At 36.4% G+C, this 24,866-nt stretch carries 17 protein-coding genes and 1 pseudogene; 12 read left to right on the top strand and 6 right to left on the bottom strand.

Features of this window, described 5'->3' with window-relative positions:
• Window positions 1-8 precede the first annotated feature (8 nt).
• Both GQR54_RS10640 and GQR54_RS10635 read right to left on the bottom strand, forming a co-directional pair.
• Window positions 9-1,499 carry a SulP family inorganic anion transporter gene (locus GQR54_RS10640; protein WP_007585195.1) on the bottom strand — a complete coding sequence of 497 codons (1,491 nt, stop codon included), beginning with the start codon at window positions 1,497-1,499 and terminating at the stop codon, window positions 9-11.
• Window positions 1,500-1,770: 271 nt separating this feature from the next.
• A pseudogene (locus GQR54_RS10635) lies at window positions 1,771-1,953 on the bottom strand (NUDIX hydrolase); the annotation flags it as partial.
• Window positions 1,954-2,679: 726 nt separating this feature from the next.
• Here GQR54_RS10635 and GQR54_RS10630 point away from each other — a divergent pair.
• Together GQR54_RS10630 and GQR54_RS10625 are read left to right on the top strand one after the other, a co-directional pair.
• Window positions 2,680-3,123 carry a DUF3592 domain-containing protein gene (locus tag GQR54_RS10630; RefSeq protein ID WP_166377587.1) on the top strand — a complete coding sequence of 148 codons (444 nt, stop codon included), beginning with the start codon at window positions 2,680-2,682 and terminating at the stop codon, window positions 3,121-3,123.
• A 157-nt stretch (window positions 3,124-3,280) separates the two neighbouring features.
• On the top strand, window positions 3,281-4,642 hold the full coding sequence (locus GQR54_RS10625) for a S41 family peptidase (RefSeq protein ID WP_166377586.1): 1,362 nt from the start codon (window positions 3,281-3,283) through the stop codon (window positions 4,640-4,642).
• Window positions 4,643-5,031: 389 nt separating this feature from the next.
• Here GQR54_RS10625 and GQR54_RS10620 read toward each other — a convergent pair.
• A protein-coding gene (locus tag GQR54_RS10620) for an IS3 family transposase (RefSeq protein ID WP_166377585.1) occupies window positions 5,032-6,212 on the bottom strand; the annotation gives its coding sequence in 2 pieces (ribosomal slippage) (window positions 5,032-5,954 and window positions 5,954-6,212; 1,182 coding nt in all).
• Between the two features lie 474 nt (window positions 6,213-6,686).
• Between GQR54_RS10620 and GQR54_RS10615 the strand changes: the two genes are divergently transcribed.
• From GQR54_RS10615 to GQR54_RS10600, 4 genes are all read left to right on the top strand, one after another.
• Window positions 6,687-7,256 carry a hypothetical protein gene (locus tag GQR54_RS10615; protein ID WP_024594206.1) on the top strand — a complete coding sequence of 190 codons (570 nt, stop codon included), beginning with the start codon at window positions 6,687-6,689 and terminating at the stop codon, window positions 7,254-7,256.
• Window positions 7,257-7,315: 59 nt separating this feature from the next.
• The gene (locus GQR54_RS10610; RefSeq protein WP_139015469.1) at window positions 7,316-9,790 is read left to right on the top strand and encodes a hypothetical protein; all 2,475 of its coding nucleotides are present in this window, start codon (window positions 7,316-7,318) and stop codon (window positions 9,788-9,790) included.
• On the top strand, window positions 9,760-11,607 hold the full coding sequence (locus GQR54_RS10605; RefSeq protein ID WP_166377584.1) for a hypothetical protein: 1,848 nt from the start codon (window positions 9,760-9,762) through the stop codon (window positions 11,605-11,607). The genes GQR54_RS10610 and GQR54_RS10605 overlap by 31 nt, the downstream gene beginning before the upstream one ends.
• 398 nt (window positions 11,608-12,005) lie before the next feature.
• Complete coding sequence (locus GQR54_RS10600; protein ID WP_166377583.1) at window positions 12,006-12,650, top strand: hypothetical protein; 645 nt, start codon at window positions 12,006-12,008, stop codon at window positions 12,648-12,650.
• Between the two features lie 254 nt (window positions 12,651-12,904).
• On the opposite strand, the gene GQR54_RS10595 is transcribed toward GQR54_RS10600, so the two are convergent.
• From GQR54_RS10595 to GQR54_RS10585, 3 genes are read right to left on the bottom strand one after another with little or no spacing between them, the layout of a single operon-like run.
• Window positions 12,905-13,762: a TraI domain-containing protein gene (locus tag GQR54_RS10595; RefSeq protein WP_024594202.1), complete on the bottom strand. Its 858-nt coding sequence runs from the start codon at window positions 13,760-13,762 to the stop codon at window positions 12,905-12,907.
• The gene (locus tag GQR54_RS10590; RefSeq protein WP_024594201.1) at window positions 13,755-14,966 is read right to left on the bottom strand and encodes a site-specific integrase; all 1,212 of its coding nucleotides are present in this window, start codon (window positions 14,964-14,966) and stop codon (window positions 13,755-13,757) included. The genes GQR54_RS10595 and GQR54_RS10590 overlap by 8 nt, the downstream gene beginning before the upstream one ends.
• Window positions 14,959-15,210, bottom strand: coding sequence for a hypothetical protein (locus GQR54_RS10585; RefSeq protein ID WP_024594200.1), 252 nt, complete (start codon window positions 15,208-15,210; stop codon window positions 14,959-14,961). The genes GQR54_RS10590 and GQR54_RS10585 overlap by 8 nt, the downstream gene beginning before the upstream one ends.
• A gap of 87 nt (window positions 15,211-15,297) precedes the next feature.
• Between GQR54_RS10585 and GQR54_RS10580 the strand changes: the two genes are divergently transcribed.
• From GQR54_RS10580 to GQR54_RS10555, 6 genes are all read left to right on the top strand, one after another.
• Window positions 15,298-15,516 carry a helix-turn-helix transcriptional regulator gene (locus GQR54_RS10580; RefSeq protein WP_024594199.1) on the top strand — a complete coding sequence of 73 codons (219 nt, stop codon included), beginning with the start codon at window positions 15,298-15,300 and terminating at the stop codon, window positions 15,514-15,516.
• Between the two features lie 817 nt (window positions 15,517-16,333).
• Complete coding sequence (locus GQR54_RS10575) at window positions 16,334-18,760, top strand: glycoside hydrolase family 42 (protein ID WP_166377582.1); 2,427 nt, start codon at window positions 16,334-16,336, stop codon at window positions 18,758-18,760.
• Window positions 18,761-18,833: 73 nt separating this feature from the next.
• A complete protein-coding gene (locus tag GQR54_RS10570; protein ID WP_024594197.1) occupies window positions 18,834-19,724 on the top strand; it encodes a family 16 glycosylhydrolase in 891 nt (296 codons plus the stop codon).
• Window positions 19,725-19,903: 179 nt separating this feature from the next.
• The gene (locus GQR54_RS10565) at window positions 19,904-21,427 is read left to right on the top strand and encodes a sulfatase-like hydrolase/transferase (RefSeq protein ID WP_024594196.1); all 1,524 of its coding nucleotides are present in this window, start codon (window positions 19,904-19,906) and stop codon (window positions 21,425-21,427) included.
• 69 nt (window positions 21,428-21,496) lie between these two features.
• Window positions 21,497-22,939, top strand: coding sequence for a sulfatase-like hydrolase/transferase (locus GQR54_RS10560; protein ID WP_024594195.1), 1,443 nt, complete (start codon window positions 21,497-21,499; stop codon window positions 22,937-22,939).
• 25 nt (window positions 22,940-22,964) lie between these two features.
• Window positions 22,965-24,836, top strand: coding sequence for a CRTAC1 family protein (locus GQR54_RS10555; RefSeq protein ID WP_024613064.1), 1,872 nt, complete (start codon window positions 22,965-22,967; stop codon window positions 24,834-24,836).
• The last annotated feature ends 30 nt before the right edge of the window (window positions 24,837-24,866 follow it).

The raw sequence follows: 24,866 nt of genomic DNA, 5'->3' as shown, positions 1-24,866 counted from the left end.
CATTCTCCTTAATGACCGCCAAGTAGTTTATCGACTTCTTTAGGGTCGTTATGTACGCCAAACTTATCAACAACTGTTTCGGTTGCGCTATTCATACCAACAATATTAACTGTTGCGCCTTCGCGTCTAAATTTAATAACCACCTTGTCGAGTGATGATACACCGGTTATATCCCAAAAGTGGGCATGGGTTAAATCTATAACAACATTTGTTACCGCACTTTTAAAATCGAATGACGCTATAAACTGCTCTGCTGAGGCAAAAAATACCTGGCCTACAACTTCATAAGTTACTAGGTTTTTAGTTTCATCGTGCTTAGTTGTAACAACCATAAAGCGACCAATTTTGTTCGCAAAAAACAACGTAGCTAGCAATACGCCAACTAAAACACCAATGGCTAGATTATGCGTGGCAACAACTACAATAACCGTAGAAATCATCACTACGTTTGACGAAAGCGGGTTCTTTTTTAAATCCTTAACTGATGCCCAAGAGAATGTACCAATCGACACCATAATCATTACTGCAACTAATGCCGCCATAGGAATTAAACGCAGCCACTCATCTAAAAACACCACCATGATGATTAAAAATAAACCAGCAATAAAGGTTGAAAGTCGTCCACGACCGCCCGATTTAACGTTAATAATTGACTGTCCAATCATGGCGCAACCCGCCATACCACCAAATAAACCTGCGCCAATATTGGCAATACCTTGACCTTTACACTCTTTATTACGATCGCTCGTTGTATCAGTTAAGTCATCAACAATAGTGGCGGTCATCATGGATTCAAGTAAGCCCACAACCGCAAGACCAATCGAATACGGTAAAACAATTTGCAGCGTTTCGAGTGTTAGCGGTACATCGGGCCATAAAAATATAGGCAGGGTGTCTGGCAGTTCGCCCATGTCGCCAACGGTTCTTATATCAAGCCCTAAAAACAGTGAAACCAGCGTAATAACAACAATACACACTAAAGGAGAGGGAAGGATTTTGCCAATAGTTGGAATATACGGAAATAAGTAAATAATACCTAGGCCCGCTGCGGTCATCGCATAAACATGCCAAGTAACATTGGTCAGCTCAGGTAACTGCGCCATAAATATTAAAATCGCCAGTGCGTTTACAAACCCCGTAACAACAGAGCGCGATACAAACCGCATTAACTCACCGAGCTTTAAAAAGCCTGCAAATATTTGCAGTACACCGGTAAGTAAGGTGGCAACCAGTAAGTATTCCAGACCATGATCTTTAACCAGCGTCACCATTAATAGCGCCATTGCACCGGTAGCAGCCGATATCATGCCAGGGCGTCCGCCTACAAAGGCAATAATAACGGCGATACAAAATGAGGCGTATAAACCTACTTTTGGATCAACACCCGCAATAATAGAAAAGGCAATAGCTTCCGGTATTAGGGCAAGCGCCACAACAATACCAGCAAGCACATCGCCACGAACATTAGAGAGCCAATCTCTTTTTACGTGATCAAACATGTAATAAACCTAATTAGTTAGTTTCCCAGAGTATAGGGGAGTATTTTATTTAAATAACAATGATTCTCGCACAGATGGCGATTAAGGTTGCATGCAATGTGCTGATGAAAAAGGGAGTGGTTGCCTAGGGCGGCGTAAGTTTCAAGTAAAAAGCTCCTTTTTGATTAGTGTGTATTGATAATGGGAATAAATTGTAAGTAACGCATACACTTTAGCAATATGCAGTTAGTTCATAAAGAGTAAACCTCAATCCAATAAGGTTTTTAAGCAATTAATACTCAAACGTAAAACCAAACTCTCTTAATATTTCGTACACGTTTATGTCAAAATGATAAAGCGTTGCGGCTCTTTGTGCCACATTTGTTTGCTTTTCTTTGCAGTTTATTAATAAGTTCATTTTTTTAAACTTACGTCTAAAGTTAGATTTATCGAGTGATTTATTTAAAATCGACTCGTCCAAAGGCAAAGAGCCTGAGCAAATGAAAGGGTAAATATTACCCCTTTAATAAGCGCCAAAACTAAAGCAATAGAACTAAAATAATAGAACTAAAGCAATAGTTTTGGCGTTGTTAGACTGCTTCACTCGTTAAGCTTTCTTTTTACTAAACCCAAACACTTTATAAACTCGCAGCAACTATCTAATTTCTCAATAGTTAAATTACTAATGCACTTAAGTAAAGTGTGAGTCGCTTGTTCAATATCACGATTTGCAATAGCGTTTAACATCATTTTTTAAACTTTTATTATTTCGATTTAAGCTGCCTCGATCGCCGTTTTCCCTTAGTTGTTAACTGGGTCATCAACCTTCGGCCATGTTCTAAAAATGAATAATATTAGACGTGACGTAGTTTTTGTAAAAAGACGTAGTAGAGTGGTTGGCGTAATAAGCAGCTAAAAAGCAAATACAGCTGATAGTCTGCAGTGAGCGAGAAGCGGACATTGAGATTGGCCAAATATCATCGTGAATTGATTCGTTAAAGTGTGTCGTTAGCGCATATATTCATGAAAATGAGTGCTGCGCGCATATTGGTTCATTTAACTTTACCTAAAAGTTTTAGAAAACTTAGTGATAGTAATACCTTAGGTTATTTGCTAAAACTATATAATGTAGAAAAATGAGCGTGGCATCGGCAGGAATATGTGCGATGAGCGCACTATTAAATTTTTAGGTAACTCAAGTATGTTCAGTATCGTCAGCAAAATGAACAACAACATTAAGATAGGATATATGTATCTGGTACTTGGTGTTCTCATGTTTTTGGGTGGCTTGTATATTACTAAAAGTACGTCAGATTTTATCGACAACGCGTTATCAGCAAAAGGCACTGTAATTGAGTTAATTCAAAAAGACGACTCGCTATATCCTGTAGTAAGCTTCATGGATGAAACTGAAAAACAGCATACTTTTGAGTCTAATTATGGTTGTAGTCCTGCTTGCTATAAAGAACAAGAGCAAGTAACCGTTCTTTATAGCGGTGGTAATGTTAAAGCTCCTGTAATAAGTGGATTTATGTCCTTATGGTTACCAAGTCTGCTTTTGTTAGGCATAGGCATTAGTTTTGTTGTTGTAAGTCTATTCCAAATAAAAAGGTTACGGGGCAAAATAGCGCAAAGCGTTGCCTAACAACACGCCCTAAGGTGGACGACCAGTAAAATCAGCTATTAATTACAAATTTTAAAAATGGTGGACCTCAGTTCTTTTAGCCAACAGCAATTTGCCGCTTAAGACAGCATTCTACGCTTAGTCTAGTTCGGTTGTGATTCACTATTAGGAGTAAACTTTGAATAAAGGGATTTTGTTATTTCTACTCACCGTACTTTGTACCATTAATTCTGCGAACTCCGCTGAGACAACTTGGAAAACCCAAGGTTATGGTTACGTTTTTCATACTGTGGACAATAAAACAACAGCCTTTGATTTAACAACTAAGCATTGTTTGGAAAACCACTTTATCACCGATGAGTTTGAACAAATCTCGTTCATTGAAGAAACAAAAAAAGTGAATAAAGATACTCGCTTACTTAACTTTGGTGGTTTGTTTCCGTTAAAGCTAACGAAATTAGATAGTTTACCCGCTCAATGTCAATCCGAAAAAATTGTTAGTATTAAAGACAAAAACTATGAATTTAATGCCAGTATTGTTCTTGACGTTCTAATGAATAATTTTGAAGAGCACTATGCATTTTCAAAAGATAAAAATATTAATTGGGTTGAGCAGAGAAAACTTTGGCAAAAAAGAATAACCTCAAAAACTACGCAAGATGAGCTATTTAGTATCATAGATGACTTTCTTAAAGAATTACGCGACGGTCATGCCATATTACTCAATCAAGAACTTGATAGGCTTTCACATTACTCACCAAGAAAGTGGTCATTTTGGGATGAATTAAAAGCGCACTCAGTAAATTACCCTGAATACTCAACTTACTGGGAATTACATACCGCATTAATTGAAAAATCTCAGGAAAGCATTAAGAATTACATTGATAAAAACTATTCCACTCTTCAATATCACGATAATTTTACCTTAGCAAACACGCCTCAAAATATTGCCTATTTAAAAATAAGTAACTTTGATGATTTCTCAAATAATGACGTAAAAGCAACAAAAGAGGTTATGGAGATATTTACGCCTATCATCAAACAAAGCAATGGTTTAATTATTGACTTACGTTTTAGTATGGGTGGAAGTGACTTAGTGGCATTTTCTATTTTATCTTACTTAATAGATTCAGAATTAGCCTTGGGGGGGAAACAGTTTAAAACATCGACAGGTTACAGTGAACTTCAAAAAATTGTTGTCGCTCCATCAAAAATTAATAATTACACAGGAAGCATTGTTGTTCTAACTAGTCAAAAAACACCTAGTGCGGCTGAAGTATTTCTTTTAGGTTTACAAGCAAGGGGCAATGTTACTTTTATTGGTGAAAGAAGCTACGGAGCTTTTAGCGATGCGTTAACAAAAGCTTTGCCTAATGGTTGGGGGATCACATTATCAAATGAAAGGTATCTCAATTCTCATGGGGAAAATTATGAAAACATTGGATTGCCTGTAGATCATGAATTTGTATTTCTTAATGTGAACAATATTGAAAGCGGAAAAGATGTGCAGCTTAATGAGGCAATTAAAGCTTTTAGATAGGTGCATTCAGCGTATAACGAGGCGTCACTAATGTCCGCTGTTGGCACTGAGCCGAACTTCGGCAAAGAGCGATAACCGGACTGTGGGTCAACTCGTTTTTGGACAAAAGCGTGTTAGAAAAGAAGATTTAAACAACCCAAATTACTAACAATCAACTAAAGCTGATTGATATCGACTCCTTTCACATACAAACTTTAAAAACCTCTATCAAATAATACACTCATCAGACCTATTGACAGTTTATCAATGAACTTAAGTTCATATATATTGGTTGAAATAATAATTAGAGATAGCTTTATGAACACACCAATCAGGATATTTGTAGATAACTGTATTTTAAGTCATAGCGAGATGCTAGAAGGTGCCAAACGTACTAAATATTGTAGTGGTCAATAAAATTTGGCCACAGTTTTAGAGTCTTTGTATCTAATCTCAGATTCATTTGGCGCTAAACCAGCATTATAATGATGCGGTCTAACATTGTTGTAATATCCGTTGATATAATCACTCACACTATATTTAGCGTCTATAAAATTCCCATATCCAACCTTTGGCATCCATTCTGTTTTAAAGCTTCTAAAAAATCGCTCCATTGGCGCATTATCCCAACAATTTCCGCGTCGACTCATGCTTTGTGTGATTTTATAGCGCCATAAACGTTGGCGGTACTTCAAGCTCGTATAATGGCTTCCTTGGTCTGAGTGAAACATCAACCCACTTGGTCTGCCTCTGCTTTCGTAAGCTAACTCAAGCGCTTTTAGCGTTAAGTTAGAATCTGGCGACAATGACATTGCCCAACCCACAACTTTACGCGCAAATAAATCAATAACGACCGCTAAATAAGCCCAGCGATTGCCTGTCCAAATATATGTAACATCACCGCACCACACGGTATCTGGCTCAACAACATCGAACTGCCTATCAAGCAGGTTTGGGATTTCAAGGTGTTCATTACCGCCGCGTTTATATGAATGTTGAGGTACTTGGCAGCTTTCTAGCTTTAATTTAATCATTAACTTAGCAGCACGATAACGGCTTAATTCAAAATCGTTATTCGTTGCGATTGCCGCGATTGTCCTCACACCTGCTGAGCCCCCACTCATTGTATGTATGGCTTTAACTTCAGCCTCTAACCTTACTTGCTCTGGTGTCGGTGTCGTATCCCGTATAGCCCAGTATTTATAGCTGCTACGATGCATATTAAATACACTACATAGCACACTAATAGGGTAACGCTCTCGTTGATTTAATTTCTCAATTAACGAGAATTGTTCAGGGAGTCGGACATCAAGAGAGCGGTAGCCTTTTTTAATATATCCTTTTCTAATTCAATGCGTTGGATTTGCTTTTTAAGTTCACGGATTTCAATTTGTTCGGGTGTCATTGGTGAAGCCAATGGTGACTGGCCATTACGTTCTTGCTTTAATTGAGCAACCCATTTACTTACGGTTGATTTACCAACACCCATCGCTTTGGCTGCTTCTTCTTGTGTATAACCTTGGTCAACTACAAGTTGAGCCGTTTCTAATTTGATTGAAGCGGAGTACGTTGCACGATTTAATTTTGTCATTTTTTTCACCCAAATTTGTATGCAAATAGCATAACATTTCTTTCTTAATGGGTGACCAAAATTACTCTACCACTACAGACCGGGTGATCAAGAGTGGGTAGTGCTTTTTCTTTGGTTTTTTTATTACTTTGAATTGGTACGATTGAGTGGATTCGAACTGCTGACGCTTGGACCGGGTGATCAAGAGTGGGTAGTGCTTTTTCTTTGGTTTTTTTATTACTTTGAAGTGGTACGACTGAGTGGATTCGAACCACCGACCCCTACCATGTCAAGACGTTATTTTAACTACTTCTATAAATAATAATCTCCAGTAAATATAATTAATTGCATATTATTACAATAACTTAGATAAAATTTAGTTAATATTAAAATCTGTTTTTGAGTGTTTTACGAACATTTAAAGCTTGATCTGGGCACTATTTAGGCACATTATGAAAATGTCAAAAATGACTACTTATTGTTCTGGTGCTGAATATGATTGATGAGAATGTTGAAGGCAAATTAAAAAAGATCGATGAATTATTAGACAGGTCTACATTTGAGTATATTGTCGCAGAAAATATTACCCTTGAAAAAACCATAGATAATTTAATCAGTAATATAAATTTATTTTCGTTTTTAAAACCAAGTTCAAACGACAGCTTTGATACAATTACTACTTGGAAACTTGATGCTTATCAAGCCCCGATAATTGGATATAAAACTGATAACGAAAAGTTAAAACTAGTCTCTGGCTTATTTACATTTCATAAAGTTTGTCGACTTCAATATCAGTCAAATCAACTTGTCCCATGTTTGATCCTTCCTAATCGTCCGACACCCGATCTTAGACGTTTAATTTTTCTTAATGATATTGTTCGACTACTTTTTAAGCAGTACTTTAATGCATCCGGCCCTTTAATCTCAGAGTTACTTATTGGCTTATTCAAAGGTGAACAACCAGTAATTGATTCAACAGAATGGCGTACCTTATTTCCAGCTATTAAAACAAAAACAGAATTATGTAAATGGCTTAAAATTAGTACAAAAGTGATTAAATTATGACGGGTATGCTAAAAGTTAAGCTTCTTGAGCATATTGAGTTGTATTGCAAAGGGGTAAACTTGGAAATCAGTATCGAGGATATAAAATCTGACTTTGATGATTTTACTTCTCGCATAAGTGCTCCTGAAGATTTGAGTGGTTTATCACAAGTTTTTTTATTATTAAAAAGGATGAATGATGCGTCATGGAAGCTATGGGAATTTACTAAAAGTGAACTATGTCTTCCTGAGTATATTTATTATGCCTTTAATGAGTATGGAGTTGAGCTAGATGCAAGCTCAAGAGAGAGTTTTAATCGCAGCACATATAAAAATGGTTGGTGCAATGAGATACCATTCTATGTATTACTTATTAAATCATATGAGTATAAGCAAGATTCAAAATCATTAAATCTTCTTGCTAATTTTATTGGTAATTATTTTAAAAAAATACATACACTCATCGATCCTGAATTAGCTACAAGCTCATCAACAAGAGAAGCTGAGGTTTGTAATAAGTTTCGCTTATTAATGAAAAAGTCCAATATAGCCTTCGTACCTTATAAAGATAAAATATTAACAAACTACCTTGATTCAGCTTCGTCAATCGCGAGTAAGTTAGAGTCAATTATTAATAATGATATATATACTAATAATGTAACGGATAGAGGTTATTTAAATACTTTAATTCATTTTTATAAGAATGACTGGCAACCAGCTCGGCTGTATAAACGAGGAGGCCGTTACAGAGGCTCCATCGCTAAATGGTATAAAAAACCTAATACTTTACCTATTACTGGGGCTGTTGATAATTTGTCAGTTTTAATACCATCTTTAAACTTTTTATCAGATACAGAGGGACTTAACCCTGAAGATTCTGAGGTTCAGATGCCTTTTGTAATTGATAACAATGAAAGCAATACTGAAAGAGATAAAACCGATCATCAAAGCATTGAAATGATTTTTAGTCCCGCCTCTAAGAAGAAAAAACAAATAGATATAACTCGCAATGTGCACCGAGCTCATAATATTGCTTACCAAGATACGCGATTATTAAAGGCGCCAGAACTGGGCTTATTATTTGATACATTAAATAAGTATGGCCGTTCCGATAAAAATATTGAGCTTGCGATATTGGGATGGCTGATGTTTTTATTGGGTAAGACGTTACATGAGATAGAAAGCTTACAGATATTTAATAAAATAGATGACAAAACACGAGGTTTGTTTCTAGATGAAAATGGTCGAGGCTGGTGGTATTTCCCTATAACTCAAACCGCTAAACCAACGATTAAAAAAGTTGGTCTTATTAAAACAGCGAATGGTGTATTTACTGCCTGTCCTACATTTTTGACAGATTTAATAATTAAATACTTGAAGGGCAGAAAAGAAGGCTTACTTATTAACGTAGACAATTTTGCAGCACTTGAAAGCAGTTTAGCCAAAAAATTAAAAAAGTTATCAGATAGAGCTTATAGCGGAAGACTAAGTATCAATAGCATTAGTAATTTTATTGGGAATTATATTAATGCAACAGGTGTGATAGACCCTATTTATATAGACTTTAGTTACGATGTAAAAATGTACTCTACTCGAGTATCTCGAAGCTATAGCAATATTGATGATGTTACGCGGTGTGAAAGGCTATTTGAGTTTTGGCAAGAAGTTGAGTCTGATTACTATGATTATTGTAAAGAAAAATCCCCTATAAAACTTTTTGAATTAGTGTGTTTTGATAAGCGTAATCGTATGCTTGGTTCTAAATTTACACCAGAGAATATGACAGTTAAGAGCCTCATAGCAGCTTTGGCATTAGAAGTTAAAAACACTAAGTTAAACTCTTTAAAAAAACTTGATGCAATCTTAAAATACCATAACGCGTTTACAGTCTATACGGCATGGATGTTAATGTTTGGAACGGGTTATCGGGCTGTTTGGAACCCGTTACCAACTTTTTCCCTGTATTTTCCAACGCTAAACCTCATGGGGATAAGTGATAAAGATGATAGTGATTTTACGCATTCTAGATTAGTTTGTTTACCGTCTATTTTAAATGCGCAAATCACAGCTTATCAAGAGCACCTTAGTTGTTTGAGAGGGTTAATAAGAGTATTAAAGCCCAAGTTATGCCAGTCAATAGATGACTTTTTAAATGCCGCCTCTAAAAGCTTAAATCTCGATTACAAAGAATCTTGTCAGTGGTTTAAGCTAATTAGAAATTCACGTATAAATCATGGACCTTTATTCATATTTCAAAGACAAAGAGCAGGAATTGTTACTAAAGGTATTTCTCCTACAGAGTTAGTTCTCAGGTTACCTAAGGAACATAAAATACCTGCAAATGCAGGAAGGCATTGGCTTAAAAGTAATTTGCTTTATAACAACGTCAATTCAGAGCTAATAAACTTTCAAATGGGCCATTGGCAGTCTGGTGAGGTTCCTTTAGCTGATTATTCGACACTAAATTACATAGATTCTGTAAATGAATTATTACCTATCCTAGATAAGTTATTTAAGGGGGTAGGGTGGCAAACTCTAAAGTCCGATCTTATTTAAATGAACTGAAGAAGCAAGGTAAGTTCCATCAATGTTTTCAACAGATTGTAAATGCTTATAGAAACGGCTCTGATAATGATTTTGGAATTAGATTTAGCGATGATGATTTTTTAAACGAATATAAAAAGCTATGCATGCTAATGCTTAGGTATTTTAAAAAATCCGATGAGAATGTTCTTTCTAGTGAAATGAACATTTTAAAGTCACGGTTAAAAGAAGACTTAACGATTAAACACCTTCAGCTCATGCTTATTGATGCTATATTAAATTATGGATTAAAGCATCATGGTATTGAATCTTCAAAAGTCCCTCAAATCGTCGTACTAAAGCGCGATAAACCTATGTTATCACCAGTAGAATTAATAAAACTACCGATAGCACTACAAATTAAGTCAATATTAAGTAAAGAGCTACAAACACCAACTGCTAATTTATCAAAAGAAGCTAGTTATGGTCGGTTAGTTTTATTTTTATATATGACAACAGGTGTTCAGTTTGACGAGCTTATTACAATCATAAATGCCCCGGATGCTTTAATGTATTTAGGTGGTCAAGTATTTTGGTATGGGAAAAGCGAAAAAGAGGAACGACGATACGTACTATGTGATGCTGTTGTCCTTTTATTATTACATCATAAAAACTTCATTAAGCCGTCTGAGAAAATACGAGTAAATAAAAATAGATTAAGTGAATTTATAATAACGTTTTTAACAGAAGCTAGTGGTAAAAACTGGCAAAGCTTGTCACTTTTAAAATTACGAACACTTAGAAAAATAGATACTATAATCAACCTCAGCCCTATCGACTATCAGATGTATTTACGGTCTAGTACCTGTACCGAGCTACCTCAAACAGCTTTTTTAAGGTTAATAAGTAATAAGGCATTAGTTGCAGACGAAATAGCAAAACAACCTAAGAAATTTAATGAGCTTAATAAGCTATTGTCATTTGATAGTGACAGCTTTGATTATATTGAGCCTAAATTAATAAAAGCCAAGTTAGAGTATACCTATAAAAACTTGAGGGAACTGAATGGCCAAAGAGCTTCAAGGGCACAGTGCATTAAATTTGTTGAACAAGAATTGAAAAATGATAAAAATAGTGTTTATTTCAATATTTTGTGTGGTTGGCTTTATTATCTTTTGAAAGAGGGAGGGGTAACTAAAAAGAAGTTAAAAGTAGACACAGTAATTGATTATGTGAAAAGTATCAGTGAACCTTTTTTAAATGTTTTTACTCGAACTGATCTAGCAGTAATATCAGCGTCAGATTGGGCAATAAAGTTAAATGATACGAGTGAATATTTTAATTCTGCCCAACGTAAAAAGTATTTATATTATTTCTCTGTGTTTTTAATAGAGTCTGAAATTGTCAAAGACTTGTGTATTGACGATCTTGATATAGCTCCTGTCCAAAGTAAAGTTGATGCTAATTTAGTTTCAGCTAGTCATGTAAGCGCAATTCTTGAATATTTAAGTGACAGCCTCAATAACAGTCCGGTTGAGTTATATGCATATTTATTAATGTGTTTTTGTTTTTATAGTGGCTTGCGCCGTAATGAAGCCGCTAAGCTGTACTTTGGTGATATTCAGGTTTCACCTATAAAGCCAAATAAAGGTGAATATGATTGGGTTCTACTATCAATCAGACCAAATAAAATAAGGGGTTTAAAAACACCTTCAGCTAGAAGAGAACTACCCCTAGATGCGTTATGGCCAAAAGAGCATTTAGCCAAGCTAAGAAGCTTTTATGACGTTCAAAAAAACACTGAAATAAGCCATCAAATTCATTGTTATTTAACTGCTCTGTTAGCGTAAATAAAGCATACGAGCTATTAACGCAATTACTGCATTACTATACTAAGGATCATACTCTAAGAATTCATCACCTAAGACATAGCTTTGCTAATTGGACTTGGTACAGATTAAATTCAAACTTGGTATTAACGGGAAGGCAGTATTTATCTATATTTGAAAATGGCTTATTTGATCAAAGTTTTATTACTCACTTTAACAAAAGATTAAAAGTTAAAGACAATACTCGCTCAAAAATGTTTTTTTTGTCTCATTTACTTGGTCATAAAGTCACAGTGTCGACACTAAATAGCTATTTACACTTAAAGGACATACAGCATTGCGCTCAAATGAATCAGACATATACAGTATCTAAGTATTTTTTATCTGAATGTATAGGGAGATCTAATTTTAAGGAGTTTATGCCAGGTGAAAGTTTAATTGAAAGAATTGAATTTTATAGTAAAAAACAAGAGCAAGACTATTCGATCCAATATGCAGGTAAGGTTAGTGATTTAATCACACCATCGTTTAAAGGTTTTAAACAAAAGTTTGAAGTTGATGGGCAAATAAGAATGTTAGATTATGCAAATGCTCTTAAATCGCTAGAACTAAACTCAATACACGATACAGCATCGAGTTACTCACTCCCTGTGGAGCAAGTTCAAAAATTACATGATAATGCTCTGAGTGTAAGCAGGGAATATCCCAGGAAAGGTAAAAAGCTGCCCTTAATTCCTAACTTCCCAAGTTTAGATAATACTAAAGATGACTTAAAAAGAGTTTCTTCACAAAAAGCATTTTATTATTTATGTCAGAAATTTGATACTTTATTAAGTCAGAAAAATGTAACGCTTAGTGAAGCATTTGATGCCCTACAAATATTGAAATATGGTGCTGCAGGGAAGAATTTCGCTCTTCGTTGTCCTGATGAGCAAGTAATACGCAACTTTTTAAATTTATGTATAAAATTTAAATTAAAGTCGAGCCACTTCAAATTTCGTTTTCATCAAGTAGATTTACAAAATCAAAATGTTATTCAAGCGGGTCTTACTGGGAAGAATTAGTTTCGTCATTTGGATTAAGCGATAGTCACATCGAAAGCGCCTCAATTGAGGAGGGCAGGTTTCTAGGTAAACATAATGGCAATGGCTTTTTAGAAGTTGGATTATTAATTACAGTAAAGGGTAGTAAAGGTACATATAAAAAGTCGAGGCGCCACCATAGCTTAATGAGCTTTCTTCATTTGCTGCTTATTATAAGTTATAGGGCCGGCGAAGCCCCTTAATAGCTTCAAATTAAGTTTAGGTATTTTAAAACGTTAACTCATTCTTTTAAGAACTTTATCGCCAACTTTACAAAAATGGTAATAATCAGGAAGTTCTTGAAATTTAGCATGTATAAAAGCTGATTCAGAAGAGCATCGGTCAGCTTGTTGCACAATATGCTCAATTGCATATCTCGCTTGATAGCCAGATGGCTTGGCTGCTAATAAACTGCTTAATAACTCCAGCAATTGCCTATTACGACTGCCTAGCTTCGCTAAAGGTTCAGCTAAGATAGCAAAGTTATAACCTTCGTGTGGTCCTGGTATGTAGCGATCGTTGGCTTGATGTAGCATGACAAATATTTTACCAATATCGTGAAATAAGCCAGCTACTAATGCAGCTTGGCATTCAATACTGGAATGATTTAAGTGTTTAGCATTATTAAATGCAATTTCAGCTACCTCTATACTGTGCTCAAATAATCCATGAGTATAAGAATGATGGTGGTTTAGGCTAGCCGGTGCTTGTATGAATTTTTGTAAAATGCTTTGTTTAGTTAAAATAAAATCAATAAAAGGCTGCAACTCACTGCATGTGACGAAGCTAAGTAGCTTAAAAAATCGTGCTATTAAATGCTCATTTGTATTATTTATCATCGAAGTTAAATTAAGGTACTGCTGTTCGTTACATTGAGAAAGTATAGGCTCTATATCACAAACTACATGATTACCCATTATATCGTGAGTTAACTGAAATTGAGCTAAGCCAGACACTATTTGGCATTTTCTAGCAATATCAGCAGATGTAATAGCGTAAATTATTTGCTTACTTATCAATAGCTCACAATTGGCTGTTGGCAAAGTACCATTAATATGTAAATTTTTTAACCAACCATAGATATAGTTATTCATAAGTAGCCTCTTCTTCAATGTTGGCATTTAGAAGTAGGCGGTCAAAAGCACTACCATCTTGTCGAGTATTGTTTGGAACATAACGGCTGTAAACTTCAAATAGCATTTTAGTGGTGCTGTGACCCATTTGTTTAGCTATCCATTCAGGGTTTTCACCAGCAGAAAGCCATAAGGTTGCGCATGTATGTCTTGTTTGATAAGGGCGTCTCCTCTTTAAAGAGAGCTCTTCTAGCGTTGGATACCACACCCTTTTAGTTATATTTCGATGGTCAAGAGGGTTACCTTTTTTATTACAAAAAACATAAGTGTTCTTACCAGTTATTTTGAATTGTGTTTTTAATGCATCAACAACAACTCTAGATAGCTGGATATTTCTATATGATGTGGCTGTTTTAGGTGTCTCAACATTGCCATCAACTAAGGTTTCATGAATAGTAATTTCATTTCGATCAAAGTTAACGTATTCCCACTTGAGGCCATCAATCTCTGCTGTTCGTATCGCAGTAAAAAAGCGAACGGTATAATAATTACGAAAATCACTTCTTACATACTTAAGAAATTGCTGAACTTCCTTGAGTGAAAAAGGTTCTATCTTGGTTTTAACTACTTTTAGTGGTTTTATATTGTTAAAAGGAGTTTGAAAATCATAACGTAATGACGCTTCTTTAAGTATGCCTCTAAGAGGTGTCATAACATGATTGATCCAATCATTACTCAATTGTTTTTTACTACTACGCTTAGGCTCTAATATGCCCGCGCGATATTTAATAATATGAGCACGGCTTATTTCATCAAGATTAAACTTGCCAAATTCAGGAATTAAATAACGCTCAAAGATCATAGACACATTTTTAAAATGACTAATTTTCCAATGAATTTTACTTTCTTCTAGCCACTCATAAGCAAATGCCTCGAAGTTAGGTACATTCTGTAAAATAACATCAGCTTTATTCGTTTCATTAGCTTTTATAGCTTCTATCTGGTCATCAAACAGTTTAAAAGCCTTGCAGCGGTTACTATTCGGAAACATATCTCGGTAAACAAAACGATCGAGCATAATTTGAATTTCAATATTTTCTAGAACTTTCTCAAGTTTGATACGATTAGCTTTTGTATCCTTGAGTAAGGTCTGCTCACGACATCGTATATTTTGATAATAAAAATCAAAAAACAACTTATCGTTTCGGCTTCTTACACTAGCCATAACATACACCTCCACTTGCGAGAGGAATGACAAATTCGCGCTCAGCTTTATACGTGGTGTTGTACATTTCTTCCATTACACTTTCTAAAAGGTAAAGTATTTTTCTTGATCCAAAAGGTCTAATGTAATGCTCACCCTCAAAAAAAACATTGTCTTTCAACTTACGGTTAATGTAATCTGGACTGAACTTAATAAAGCTTGAAAGTTCTTTAGCAGAAAGCAAAGTAAATTCATTTTTAATCATAAAAGTATCCTCACAAGAAACTAAAGTGATTAAATCATACAGAAAGTATCCTGTAAAGAAACTTTTTAAATAATTGGTTGTATTAAAATGATTGTTTATAACTTAAAGGAATTAATCGCAGCTAAGTCATTGAAAGAGGGACGTAAAATTACGTTAGATGAAGTTGCAAATGCCGCAGGAGTAAATAAAGCCGCGATGTCAAAAATGGCTAATAACAATAATTACTCAACAACTACGCGTACTTTGGATGCATTATGTGCTTACTTCGACTGCAAAATAGAAGAGATAATCACGTATAAAAAATAATTGGATCAAAATAAGTTCGTTGCTATATCAGTCTATACACCAGATAGAATATCTTGATAAATATCAGGCTTGTTCATTGCCTCAATATCACTACATTCTAAAGTGTGATTATAACTTTTAAACCAAAAAGGGAGATCCCTGTTTTCATAGAGTGATTTACCTACTTTGATAGCTCAAGATTTATTGACTTAATTTTTATCAATAAAGTTAAGTTGAAATCGAGGGTAGGCTACCTCAGCGTTAGGATAAATGTTAGTGACAAAAAATATCAGTTGATCAACAACAAGTCTGTCCGCACTTTTAATTTCGAGAAGATTGGCAACGTCAGCTTTTGTAAAAAGAGAGTTATTTACTAAGAACTTGTCTATTTCAGTTTTATAAGTTTTAGATTTGGCTGCTAATGTTTATTCAGTTATTTAATTTTTTTAAAATATTTCTAAACAGAGCGATAACCTTGCCTTAATTGAGCATTTTCATTACTCAGTGATTTATCCATTCTTATTACTCCTAGCTAAAATACACATATGTTTTAATCAGGTGTCGTTTCGAGAGTTACTTTTTTAGCATCAGCCTAAATTGATTTAGTAGTCAAGTGTTTTAATACTCTAGCTGCTTTGTTAGTAAGCGACTCAAGTAGAGGTAAAACATTCAAGTTACACTACTCCTAAGTCTTCAATATGTAAGGTTGATCTAAATTTAATTACAAAAACATTCAAACAGCTTACAAATACAAACATATGATGTATATTATCTGTTGCACATAATAACAACAGTGTAAAAACCTGTTAACAGATAACGACCTCAACGGGAGAAAAATATGAGACAACATCTTTTAGGCTTCACACTAGCCCCCTTGTTTTTGCTTACAACAGCATGCTCACAACAAGAAAGCGTAGTTAAAGTTGATAACAATGAAACACAAAGCGCAACGCAAGATAACTACGAACAAGTTGCGATTCTAAAAATGGCAAAACTCAAAAAAATGATGCAACAAGCGCAAAGTAAGCAGATTGATGTAACACGTGAACAGAGTATTATTTGGTTTTCAGAACAATTTTTAAAGTTTGCCAATTGGGATGAAAATAATTATGACGCAGTCGTCAAATTATTTGGGTACGAGCGCCATTATGCCGCTGATAAAGAAAAGCTAGCAAAAGAGTTACCAAACTTTGAGCGCGAAAAAGTAATTCAAATTTTAGAGAAAGGCATTGAAGAGCTTGGTAAAGAGCTAGCAGGTGATATTAAACGTCGCCCAGTGAACAAGGTTGATTGGCAAAATACAAAAGCAGAAGATAATATGTTTGTGAGTAATGGCAAGCCTATCTTTTTGTATGATTACTTTTCAAAGAGTGTTGGTCAGCCACTTACAAATAAAGATATTTATAACGATCATTTAGGCGCGCTCTATCATGGCGGTGAAGATTTATACCCGGTAGATCACGACCGTGCCATTAATTCATTTTTAGTGCGTGAAGATGGCACTTTTGACGAAGAGTTAATGAAAGAGCTGACGCGTATCCCTGATACCAACATTGGTTTTTTAGTTTACTGGTTAATGGGTATTCCAAAGTGGGTTGAAGAGCAAGAGCCAGAAGTTAGAAAAGGCCGTTCGTTATTTACAGGATTCGATATTGATAACCCATTAGCGCGAGATCTTTGGGGTAAAATAATTCGTAAAACGGGTGAGCTTACTAAAGGCAAAAAAGTTACTGAAGTTGGGTTTGTATTAGCTAACGAGCCGCATTGGTACGCCGAAAAAGGCCACTGGACACAAAAATATGAAGAAATGACCAGCATCTCTTCATACACACTAAATAAGTTTAGAAGTTGGTTAGATAAAAAATACCAAGGTGATATTAACGAGCTAAATGAAAACTGGGGAACGCATTTTAGCCAGTTTGCAGATGTAGCTATTGAGATACCGATTGATCCTGCGATTAAAGGCGAGCCTAAGTGGTACGACTGGACGCGTTATAATATGGACAGAAGCACTGACTGGTTTACTTACGTTCAAAACGAACTGCATTCTGTAAATGAAGACGCTGATACCCATATAAAAATTATGCCGCGCATGTTTATGGACGATTCACGCTCTGGCGGTATTGATACCGAAGCATTAGCTGAGTTAACAACCATGGTAGGGCACGATGCTAAGTCGTTTGGTAGCGAAAATATTCGCCCAGGTAAGTCATCTAAGTGGATTGAAAAGTACGCATATAACTGGGGCATAGTTACTATGTTTCATGACTTTATGGAATCAGTTGCGCCGAATAAAATTAATGTAAATTCAGAGTCTCATTTTTTATCATCAGGTCAGTGGCGAGATTTAGACACACGTACAAGCTATGTACGTAGTGTTTATTGGCTTGCAACTTTACTTGGTATGGATGCCAATATGGGCTGGTTTTGGGCGCGTGATCCAGATGGTTCACCAGAGGATCGTTTAGAAGGCGATCTGGACTTTTTTGACCCAGGTCTTGGCGGTGCATTTGCGGGTTCTAACAATATGCAGCCACATGTAACTAACGAAGTTACCCAAGTAATGTTTGATCTTAATAGTTTTTCTGAGGAAATTGTTGAGCTTAGAGAGCAGCGTCGCCCACTTCGTTTGTTTTACTCTGAAACAACAGCAATTAATACAAACGACTATATGACAAAGGGCTACACACTTTACGAAAATTTATTTTTTGAAGGTTTCCCGCTTGGTTTTGCAACTAAAGATGTAGTCGAAAAGCAAGACAATAACAATTGGGATGCAATACTGGTTTATCGCAATAACTTTGTTACAGATGAAGAATTTAAAGCGCTTCAAGGGTATTTAAACAAAGGTGGTACCGTTATTTTAGACTCAGCGCAAAGCTTGTCTTTAGACGAGTACGGGCATCCGCGTAAGGCTAAGTTAGTTGCCAGTAAAGGTAAGCTTATTGTTATGCCAAAAGGGGCCGATGTTGAAGCTATTAAACAAACTGCACTTGCAGAGGTTTCGGGTAGTACGCCTGATGTTGTTGTAAAAGTAGATAATGGTGAGTCATTTAAAACCACAACATGGCGTACTGTTAAGCAAGACAATGGTAGTTACCTGGTTAATATTTTAAATTTAGGCCACACAACAGCAACCGTTGATCTGTCGCTTAAAAATGGTAAATCTATTCATGTTAAAAACTTAATGACGAGCAATAAAATGAATACCAGCTTTGATATTCCTTCTGAGGGTGTCTTGCTTGTTGAAGTTACAGCTCAATAAATAGTTTTTTAGCGGGTACATACCTATGTGCTCGCTTTTCAATTAACACGATACATTAAGTTGTGGATAGTAAATGAAAACAAATAATAAGGTTAAACTAATAGCAATATCGTTGAGCTTAATCCTTGGTAGTGCAGGGGTTAATGCTCAGCCGATGCCTCATATTGCGCAACCAGGCGAAAATTGGGTTTTACAAACTGAACGCTCAGATGAGTTTGATATTAAAGATGCTGAAAAATGGAATTTTCAAACAGAAAACTACGGTGTTTGGTCTTGGAAAGATGAAAATGCCAGTGTTTCTGAAGGCATATTAAAACTAACCACTAAACGAGAAACGCATTTAAGAACGTTTTGGGATGGCTGTAATAAAACAAAAGTGCCTAATTATAGATTGTTTTACACTTCGGGAGTTGCTAAGTCTAGGGCAACAGGGAGTTACGGATATTATGAGGCACGTATAAAGGGTGCGGATAAATTTCCGGGAGTATCACCTGCATTTTGGATGTACAGCAAAATAGATCGTACTTTAACGAATGAAGGCGATGTGCAATATAGTGAAATAGATGTAGTTGAGTTAACTCAAAAACAGACGCTTCAGGAGTCGGACCACGACCTACATAATATTGTTATAAAAGATGGCGCACCCAAGTGGATGCGACCTGGTAGCTCGCCAGAAACAAACCATAATGGCTATCACTTACCATTTGATCCCAGTGAAGACTTTCATACTTATGGGGTTAATATAACCAAAGACGACATTACATGGTATGTAGATAACGTTCAGGTTGGCTATAAAAAGAATTTGTACTGGCACCGCGATATGAACTTAACATTATCGCAGGGCTTACGCGCACCGCATACACAATGGAAATGTAATCAATTTTATCCTTCAGATAATCAGTCTGCACAAGGTTTTCCAACATCAATGGAAATTGATTACGTGAGAACGTGGTTAAAGCAATAAAAACCCTAAAGCCCATTCTAATAAAGTGTAAATATTAGCCAAATTAAAATTTACTTGTTGCCAATATAAACATCATATGTTTATATTATTGAAATCAATTTTATGCTTTTATAATAAAGTACAGGCAGATTGCTAAAACACTGACGTAGCAATTTTTAGTTGTTTAAAAGGACACACACATGAACTTATTTAAAATAAAAATGGTGATGCTGTTAGGGTGCTGCACATTATTTGCTCCCAATTTATATGCAAAAGATGCAGAGCTGAAAAACTCTGAAGCCAAAAAGCCAAATGTGCTGATTTTACTGTTTGATGATATGCGCTTTGATACGTTTTCTTATCGTAATGGCCCAGTTTCAACGCCAAATATTGACGCATTAGCAAACGAAGGTACACGTTTTGATCAAGCGATGACATCTACTGGCTTATGCTCTCCTTCGCGCGCGGCTATGTTTACTGGACGCTGGGGACATAAAACGGGGCTTGACGATAACGTGGGGCTTTATCATTCTCGCCTTTCGGAGTTATCACTTAGTGAAGGCAGCGTAATTAAACGTGCAACAAGCGTAGGTTACGACGTAAGTTATGTAGGTAAATGGCACTTAGGTGCACAAGGCCCAGCACTGCGCGGTGCAAACTTTATGTGGGGGCACGATAAAGATGAAGAGCGTAATGGCCGTCCTTTTACGCCTTATGGTACACAAAAAAATGTTGCCCGTATGAATGCAGGTGAGCGCGATAAAAACGGCGAAAAGCACGATTACTACAAAACACTTCCGGGTACATACGCAGATACAGTAACAGCTAAAGAAGTAAACGAAGGCAAATTAATGCTGCAAAATGCGGCCAAATCAGACAAACCATTTTTTGGTATTGTTAGTTTTGAGCAACCTCATCCGCCGTACCGCGTACCAGAACCTTACGCCAGCATGTACGACTACAAAGACATAAAACTTCCTAAAAACTTTGGTATAGAACGTAAACATAAACCAATGGCACAAGATGATATTTGGTGGCCTTGGCACGATGTAAGCCACATGACTGAAACCGATTGGCGCAAAGCGCATAGTTTTTACTATGGTGCCATTGCCATGATTGATCACGCAGTTGGCGAGCTTATTAACACCGCCAAAGAAGAAGGTTTATACGACGACCTACACATTATTTTAGTAGGCGACCAAGGTAGTATGCTAGGCGAGCATAACCTTTATGACAAAGGCCCATATGCCTACGACGAATTAATGCGTATGCCACTTATTATTCGTGACCCTAGCCTTGAGCCTAAAATAATTAACCGCCAAGTGTCTATGCTAGACATAGCACCAACACTTCGCCAGTGGATGACACTACCCCTTGATGGCGACGAAGATGGGCGTTCACTTTTACCATTGATGAAACAAGGCGATAGTGCCGATGCTGGTAAAGATGATATTTCGTTATATGCCTACGAATGGTACAACGGCGGATGGTTTGGTATTAGAGCTATACGTACCCCTGAAATGAAATTTGTATGGAATCCAGGCGACAGCCGCGATGAATTATACGACTTAAAAAATGATCCGTACGAAATCACAAACCAAATAGATAATCCTAAATACAAAAAACAGCTTACTGATTTAGTGCATAAAATGGCAGGAGAGCTTAAGCGTATTGAAGACCCATCATTAACTAAATTTAATCACCACATGAAAGCTTTTTTATAGCCGAGTAATGCCCTTTGGTGGGCCTTAATTGGCCTGCTATTTTTTATTATCAAAATTGAGATTGGCACTATGAAAACACACACAAAATTATTGAGCGCTTTATCATCGCTTGCCTTATTAATTGGCTCTGCGGGCATACACGCAAGTGAACAAAAACCCAATATTATTCTTATTGTTGCAGATGACCTAGGTTATGCAGATGTTGGTTTTAATGGCTCTAAGGATATTATTACCCCAAATATTGATGATCTTGCTAAATCGGGTACTTCCTTTTCAGACGCTTACGTAGCGCACCCGTTTTGTGGCCCAAGCCGAGCGGCATTAATGACAGGTCGTTATCCTCATAAGATTGGCTCACAATTTAATTTACCGACACGCGGCTCAAACGTAGGCGTGCCTACTGACGCTAAGTTTATTAGTAAATTACTAAACGAAAATAACTATTTTACCGGTGCATTAGGTAAATGGCATATGGGCGATGCGCCGCAGTATCATCCAAATAAACGTGGTTTTGATGAATACTATGGATTTTTAGGCGGTGGGCATAATTATTTTCCTGACCAATATCAACTTCAGTATAAAAAGCAAAAGGCACAAGGCTTAAAAAATATTTTTGAGTACATTACTCCGCTTGAGCACAACGGCAAAGAAGTAAAAGAAACGCAGTACATTACTGATGCACTTTCGCGCGAAGCCGTTAATTTTGTAGGCAAAGCAGCGGACAAAAAAAATCCATTCTTTTTATATTTAGCTTACAACGCACCGCATGTGCCATTGCAAGCTAAAGATGAAGATATGGCGATGTTTCCTGATATAAAAAATAAAGACCGTAAAACATATGCAGGTATGGTTTACGCAGTTGACCGCGGCGTGGGTAAACTAGTAGAAACCCTGAAAAAAAATAATCAGTATGATAATACGCTTATCGTATTTATGAGCGATAACGGTGGCAAATTAAGTAAAGGCGCTAATAACTTCCCACTTAAAGCAGGTAAGGGCAGTACACAAGAAGGCGGTTTTAGAGTTCCTATGTTGTTTCATTGGCCTAAACATGTACCTGCGGGCAAGCGTTTTTCGCATCCTGTATCGGCACTTGACTTATACCCAACATTTGCAGCTTTAGCGGGCGCTAAAGTTGAAGAAAACCAACATTTAGATGGTACAAATATGTGGCCTGCATTTATTAAAAATGAAAACCCACATAAAGATGAGCCTATTTATGCACTTCGCCATCGTAAGGGTTACAGCGATGCTGCAATTCGTATGAACCAATGGAAAGCATTAAAAGTTAACCAGCAACCATGGCAGTTATTTAATATCGAAAACGATATTTCTGAAAAACACGATGTAAGTAAATCTAACAAAGCACTGTTAACCGACATGGTTCGCGAAATGGAAAAATGGAGCTGGGATAACCAACAGCCAAAATGGTTTCACGAAACGACTGAAGGTGCGAACTGGCGATTAGATGCCATGCCACGATTCGATAAAACGTTTAAAACAACTAAGTAAGTTTTATCAAATTCATGGAGACTTTATGAAAGTAAAAACAATTGTATGGCATGTTTCTTTGTTATGCATGGGCGCAAGCTTACTAGGTTGTCAACAAGCGAGTGCCCTAGCGGGTGCTCAGCTAACACCGGGTAAAACATTATTTACTGAGCAGCACCAAGCAATTAAATTAGAAAACAAAAATCGCCGTAAATGGGATAACGCATTAATAAGCGATTTAGACCACGACGGTTACCCAGATTTATTACTTACCGATCATGGTTATACCATTCGTTTGTATTGGAACAATAAAGGCGTTTACGACAAAGGGCGCGACCTTATTGTGGGTGATATGCACGGTATTGGCGTAGGCGATTACGACAAAGATGGCAAAATGGATATTTTGCTTTCACGTGGTGGTGGCTCTGGCGATAACGCGCGTAATGCTAAGTTATTTCACTTTAACAAAAGAGAAATTGTTGAAGGCGGTGAGTTTTCACCCAAACTGCCAACGTTGCGTGGGCGCACTAGTAAGTTTTTTGATGCCAATAACAACGGTCATTTAGATTTATTACTAATGGGATTCCCGCAGGCTAATAGCGGTAAACAAACCAGTAATTTTATTTATAAAAACGATGGTAGCGGCAATATAACCCACGCAGCTGATTTACCAAAAACTAATCGAGATGGTCAAAAAGTCCTTATTACCGACTTTAATAACGATAAAATTGACGATTTAGTGATTTACGGCGACGGTGCTTTACGTGTTTTAAAAGGCAATGGTGACTTTACCTTTAGTGACGTAACCGCCAATGTTTTACCTAATAAAATAATGGATGCGACGGGTGTTAGCGAAATCGATTTTGATAATGATGGTGACTTTGATTTATATATAAGTCGTGCTAACCCATTACAAGCAGGCGATACGTTTTTTGATGCTAAAAGCCACACATTTGGTTTTTACACCAAGCGTGGACCATTTAAATATGATGACTTACTTATTGGCGATACGCTTAATTTAGTTAACTACCAGTCACCTTATCCAAACCAAGATGTATTTGTAGGCGAAGGCACTTATAAATATAAATTTGAAGGTGAAAGGCACAGTGGTCAAAACGTCAATATTGTTAGCAGTAATGGCCTAGGCTGGGCCGATATCCAACCTAATAAAGGTTTGTATGTTGGTTATATAGGCAATGATAAATGGCGTATGGCGGGTAATACTTTTTCACCTACAACGGGTGTTGTAACCGGTGTTAAACATTATACGGTAAATAGAAAACCAATAGCTCCATCAGATTTGTTACTTAAAAATGAAAGTGGAAAATTTGTAGATGTGAGTGCTAAAGCTGGCATTAAAACAAATTTAAATACGACCGGCGTAAGTGTGGGAGATTTTAACAACAACGGCTACCAAGATTTGTTTGTTGTTAAACAAGGCAACTTGGTAACGCCTACATCGCAAATATTGTATTTAAATAATGGCGATAACACATTTAGCCAAGCGACTCATTCGGGATTAATAACAAACACCTTAGGTACCATTGGCTCAGGCGCAAATGTATTTGATTACAACTTAGACGGCCAGGTCGATATTATTATGAATAACGACAGAGGTCAGTGGCACTTATTTAGTAATCAAGCCAATAACAGTAATCACTATGCATTACTGCGTATAAGTAATTCACTTAAGCATAATGCAAGCCCAATTGGCGCTATAGCGACACTTAAAGGCTGTGGTAAAACCCTTACAAGGCGCGTGTCGCCTGATGCTGCACCTTATACACAATCATTTGATAATGTGGTTCATTTTGGTTTAGGCCAGTGCAACGAAATAGATAACGTAAGTGTGCGTTACAGCAATGGCGAAGTAATCAGTAAATCTAAGGTTGGGACAGATCAAGTAATCAATTTTTAATTACAACGTTTGATTACGACAAAGTTAACT

This window comes from Pseudoalteromonas sp. Z9A4, from assembly GCF_011378845.1.
GTDB lineage: Bacteria > Pseudomonadota > Gammaproteobacteria > Enterobacterales > Alteromonadaceae > Pseudoalteromonas > Pseudoalteromonas arctica.
Note: the sequence above shows the minus strand (reverse complement) of the source record. Positions and strands in the feature narration are given on the sequence as shown.

What these genes read in the sequence shown, in the direction of transcription:
- GQR54_RS10590 (WP_024594201.1), bottom strand. Translation starts at nt 14,966, where the DNA reads ATGGCTAGTGTAAGAAGCCGAAACGATAAGTTGTTTTTTGATTTTTAT.
- GQR54_RS10595 (WP_024594202.1), bottom strand. Translation starts at nt 13,762, where the DNA reads ATGAATAACTATATCTATGGTTGGTTAAAAAATTTACATATTAATGGT.
- GQR54_RS10560 (WP_024594195.1), top strand. Translation starts at nt 21,497, where the DNA reads ATGAAAACACACACAAAATTATTGAGCGCTTTATCATCGCTTGCCTTA.
- GQR54_RS10640 (WP_007585195.1), bottom strand. Translation starts at nt 1,499, where the DNA reads ATGTTTGATCACGTAAAAAGAGATTGGCTCTCTAATGTTCGTGGCGAT.
- GQR54_RS10580 (WP_024594199.1), top strand. Translation starts at nt 15,298, where the DNA reads ATGATTGTTTATAACTTAAAGGAATTAATCGCAGCTAAGTCATTGAAA.
- GQR54_RS10615 (WP_024594206.1), top strand. Translation starts at nt 6,687, where the DNA reads ATGATTGATGAGAATGTTGAAGGCAAATTAAAAAAGATCGATGAATTA.
- GQR54_RS10585 (WP_024594200.1), bottom strand. Translation starts at nt 15,210, where the DNA reads ATGATTAAAAATGAATTTACTTTGCTTTCTGCTAAAGAACTTTCAAGC.
- GQR54_RS10570 (WP_024594197.1), top strand. Translation starts at nt 18,834, where the DNA reads ATGAAAACAAATAATAAGGTTAAACTAATAGCAATATCGTTGAGCTTA.
- GQR54_RS10600 (WP_166377583.1), top strand. Translation starts at nt 12,006, where the DNA reads ATGCCAGGTGAAAGTTTAATTGAAAGAATTGAATTTTATAGTAAAAAA.
- GQR54_RS10630 (WP_166377587.1), top strand. Translation starts at nt 2,680, where the DNA reads ATGTTCAGTATCGTCAGCAAAATGAACAACAACATTAAGATAGGATAT.
- GQR54_RS10555 (WP_024613064.1), top strand. Translation starts at nt 22,965, where the DNA reads ATGAAAGTAAAAACAATTGTATGGCATGTTTCTTTGTTATGCATGGGC.
- GQR54_RS10575 (WP_166377582.1), top strand. Translation starts at nt 16,334, where the DNA reads ATGAGACAACATCTTTTAGGCTTCACACTAGCCCCCTTGTTTTTGCTT.
- GQR54_RS10565 (WP_024594196.1), top strand. Translation starts at nt 19,904, where the DNA reads ATGAACTTATTTAAAATAAAAATGGTGATGCTGTTAGGGTGCTGCACA.